This is a genomic window from Bacteroidota bacterium, assembly GCA_034439655.1.
Taxonomy (GTDB): domain Bacteria; phylum Bacteroidota; class Bacteroidia; order UKL13-3; family UKL13-3; genus CANJUD01.
Genome location: JAWXAU010000196.1, coordinates 1 through 4,264, shown reverse-complemented (window position 1 = coordinate 4,264; position 4,264 = coordinate 1). Strand labels below are relative to the sequence as shown.

The following is a 4,264-nucleotide window of genomic DNA, read 5'->3' as shown; positions in this document are numbered from 1 at the left end:
TATTGGTACCATATAAATTTAATATAACTTCAAAATAAGAAATCGAATCTAGCCCATTGTTTACTACACCAACACCTATAGTTTGTGAGTCAGTGTAATAATAGGGGATTTTACCATAAGAATATATAGGTTTTATCCTAATATCACGATTGAACGCGGGCATAAAAGTATAAGTCTTGCCCGAATCGTGAATAACCGTATTGCGGGTATTATGGGTGGTAGGCCCTCCTCCACCCCCAGGGTAATTCCCTGACTGAATTACCGCCTGATCCCAACTTGTGGTGCTGGCTTTTGTTACCGAAACAATATCCTGAGTGCTTGAACTAGCACCGCGAATTCCAACTGCCACTGTAAAGCGGTCATCATTGTTTGTAGAAGCTGTGAAAGGGCCATATACATAATCAATTCTATTGCTACCTTGATATAATTTAATTTGAAAACTCATATTATCAAACTGTATGGCAGGTGATGCATGCTTGTCTTTAAAGTTTTTCTATTGTATTATACAAATTCTACTACCGCTAGAACTAGAGGTATATACTCTAATTTCGGGTGTGCCCGTACCCGCATCTAAATCGGTATTGAAAATGGCCAATATGCAGGAGTCGTCAGTATTGCTGTTGTTGAACTCTCCTCCGCTTGTCGATTGACCACCATTATAATATATATTATTTGCCGATGATGCAAATGAATCGAGCTTTATAAACCCGTTGGTATTTATAATAAATCGATTATAGGATTGGTCATTAAATTTAAAGTAAAATCCGATGTCCTGAGCAGATGAATCCTCATCGTCGTAAGAAGAAAAAGAGACCGCTGTGCCCATGGTGTCCAGGTCGGACCACGCAGTTTTGTGGTTAACCGCATTTGATGCTTTGTAACCCAACTGACCATAAACAGTGGTAATAGTTAGCATACCCATTATAATAGAACGTTAGAGATAATTTGTTAAATGTTTCATTATTAAATTAGTTGATTAATTTTCAAAAGTAATTGCCAAACCAATTCCAACCTAATATAAAGAAAAAAACACAATAGCAATATTATCAAATGGTTTACTTTTCCTAAAGACTTGCAGTGTGCTTGTGCTAAAACTTGTTTCACTGATACTGGCTGCCTAATAAAATTGCGTTTGTTGTCTTTTGAAAATCCCTTGAGGTTTGAGGCTCGAAATTGAAATTTTTCTTTGCAATTTCAAAGGCCGATCATAAATTAATTTTTGATTTAAAACTAAATTGGAATTAAGTTGTTATACTATCACTTTATAATAATAATGAAAAAAATATTTTTAATATTTACTGGAACTATATTTTTATATTCTAGTCTTATTTTACCCTCTTGTTCAGGTGACAAAAGTGAAACATCCGACATTGACAGCACAGGTTTGCCAGGCGATAATTTAAGCCTAGTAGCTGTTGTTGACCTTTTTAAGGAATCTAAAGATCCAGAAGATTTTGAAAAACGCTTGAACACTACTAAAAAAGTAAACAACCTAGACTTGAACGGGGATTCGAAAACCGATTATATCCGTGTAAAGGACGAAACAAATGGAACAGGACATGCTATTATCTTGCAAGTATTGGTAAATGATACAGAGTTTCAGGATGTGGCAGTGATTAGTTTGGTTAAAAAAACAAATGATATCATTACCCTTCAAATTAAAGGCAATGAATATATGTATGGCGAAAATGTAATTGTGGAACCAAAACCTGAAGAGGATGAAAAAAAAGGCGAGGCATCCGTTTTACCAGAGGTGTTTCATACAGCAGCACTTGGAGTTGAAGTGAATGTATCGTTATGGGCTCCTGTTGCGTATGTTTATAATCCAGTATATGTTAGTTATGTTTCTCCAGTAGTTTGGGAGTCATATCCGGTTTGGTATTCGCCTTGGCCACCCTATCCCTATAACGTATATACAGTTGAAGTTGCCCACCACAAAAAACATTATATTTACCAAGATATTTTTTATCCAAATCCCGCTTTTCAAATATATTATAACAATAGACAGAATTCAATTTTTGTACTCAACCGCTACGATAATTTTTATAAAGAAAAAGGTTGGCCTAAAATGAAAGGAAAACCAATTTATGGCCCCGGGTCTGCTGGCAAATTTCACAACAATAATCATTTTGGAGATCATTGGAATCAAGGTAATCATGGAAATAAAGATAAATCAGACATGAAAGACAACAAGCACTTTAAGAATGAAGGAAACGGACATACGAAAATGAAAGAAAAAGGAAATCAATCTCATGAGAATCACGATAGGCCTTATTCTGGAGGAAAACCAGACAGATGCGGGCATGACCCAGCAAAAGGAGGTGGTGCACAGGAAAAAAAGGGTAGACAGCAACAAGGAGGTGGTCATCAACAAAAAGGTGGACATCAAAAAGGTGGACAACAGCAAGGTGGAGGGAACGAAAAAAAGGGCAAGTAGTATTTAAAATAATGAAGCAGATTAGCTAAACAAAATCTATCTGATGCTATGTTGGAGGTTAATTTTTGCAAGAAGGTTTATCGCAGGTATTGAAGAAATTCTTAGATAAAACGGCCATCAAAAAACCACTATGATGATTTGGATATTTCAAAAATAAGTATACCTTTGAAACGGCATTTATGATACATACCCGACAAAAAATTGGGAGACATGTCTGATAATTCTGAGACGTATAAGGAAATTAGCGATAAGTTAATAAAAAACAAAGCGACATCAATATTACTCTGTTTCTCAATTATTATTCTTGCTTTTTCTTCGACTACAACAAAAAACCACACCGACTATTTTGAAGGAAAAATAATGTATAAAAACGAATACATTTTTAAGACAAACAATTTTTTTTGGCAAGACAGCGTACCTTTCATTTAAAGAGGGTAATTATTTGGAAATATATGGGCAAAAGATATTAAAATTTGAAATCAAACCCCATAGTGAAAGAATACTTGGTATTGACTGTGATGAACTTATAACCTACTACGAAAACAAAACAGTTAGTTTTTATTTTAATTCCGATACTTTGAGAATAAACCCTAATTGGTACAAAAATATTACTGCATTAGATAAAAATATTAATACGCAAAAAATGAAAGCAGTTTATCTAAAATATAAAATTGAGTACACAGACTTTATTGCTTCGGTCGCAGCGACATCAATATCAAGACAGATGATTGATGACAAAATATTTGCAGTTCCAAAAAATAAAATACTCATTGAACACAAATAGCACTAAAACTAACAGTACCTACCCTATTGGCGGGTTATGTATTCCAAAGATAGTTTTACGCATTATATTATAATTTTTTAATGGCTTTCGTGAGCCCTTCGGGGTTTTGATTAATTAAAATTTAGTTTTTTATCCCTATAATTGTCGAGGCAAGCTTGGTGCAGAAGATTGATAGCTATCGGACCCGCCTTCCGTAAAGCTGCATAACGTTAAAATACTAAAAATAGACAGCAGATAAATAATTGCGAAAACAAAGTTAAGACACCTGAATATCACAGATTATTAAAAGGCTCAAAAAAACTATATATGTGACCAACCACATCTACCTTAAAAACCTCAGAACTCCCGCCAAAGAAAATCCTTTAAGAGTATTGGTGAGTGCATGCCTAACAGGTATGCTGTGTGGCGTTGATGGGAGTGCCAATGGTGAGTATCCCAGTGTATTAAAATTATTGAAATATCACACTGTAAAACTTATTCCTTTTTGTCCAGAAGAGTTTTCTTTTGGCACACCCAGGGAGATGTGCGATATACATGGAGGAAACGGAATGGATGTATTAAATGGTAAAGCAAAAGTATTAACTGAAAGTGGTATAGACTGGACTGAAGGTATGATAAAAGCTTCGAAAAAAATGCTTGAAGTTGCACAAAGAGAAAACGTAGAATTGGCCGTGATGATGGATATTAGTGCAGCTTGTGGAAGTGAGGTTATATATGATGGCAACCGCTATGCTGAAGATAAAAAATACCAAATTGGAACAGGAGTTTGTACGGCACAATTATTAAAAGCAGGTTTCAAAGTTATTAGTCAACGCGATTTTGCAGCATTGGAAATATTATATAGTAAAATTGATGATACGCATATTATAAATACTGATGCGATAGACCACAATGATGGGGATTGGTATAGGGAATATTTTAATACGAAGAAATAGTATCATTTTAATTTGCTGATTTTTGAAACCAAATAATTATACCGAAACTCAATATATAATAGTCCGCAAAAGGGGGACTAATCCCCCCGCATCCCGATAATTATCGGG

5 protein-coding genes are annotated in these 4,264 nt (G+C 34.8%); 3 read left to right on the top strand and 2 right to left on the bottom strand.

All coding sequences use genetic code 11. The features are described 5' to 3' along the window. Positions 1-445, bottom strand: a 445-nt coding sequence (locus SGJ10_14615) for a hypothetical protein (protein ID MDZ4759356.1), incomplete at its 3' end; no start/stop codon positions are given. Between the two features lie 48 nt (positions 446-493). After that, positions 494-916 carry a hypothetical protein gene (locus SGJ10_14610; GenBank protein ID MDZ4759355.1) on the bottom strand — a complete coding sequence of 141 codons (423 nt, stop codon included), beginning with the start codon at positions 914-916 and terminating at the stop codon, positions 494-496. A gap of 357 nt (positions 917-1,273) precedes the next feature. Between SGJ10_14610 and SGJ10_14605 the strand changes: the two genes are divergently transcribed. The 3 genes from SGJ10_14605 to SGJ10_14595 all read left to right on the top strand — a co-directional run bounded on the left by SGJ10_14605 (position 1,274) and on the right by SGJ10_14595 (position 4,156). Then, positions 1,274-2,437 (top strand): hypothetical protein, encoded by a 1,164-nt coding sequence (locus tag SGJ10_14605; GenBank protein ID MDZ4759354.1) that lies wholly within the window; start codon positions 1,274-1,276, stop codon positions 2,435-2,437. 442 nt (positions 2,438-2,879) lie between these two features. Next, entirely contained in the window at positions 2,880-3,221 is a 342-nt protein-coding gene (locus SGJ10_14600) for a hypothetical protein (protein ID MDZ4759353.1), read from the top strand. 308 nt (positions 3,222-3,529) lie between these two features. Then, positions 3,530-4,156, top strand: coding sequence for a DUF523 domain-containing protein (locus tag SGJ10_14595; protein ID MDZ4759352.1), 627 nt, complete (start codon positions 3,530-3,532; stop codon positions 4,154-4,156). Positions 4,157-4,264 lie beyond the last annotated feature (108 nt).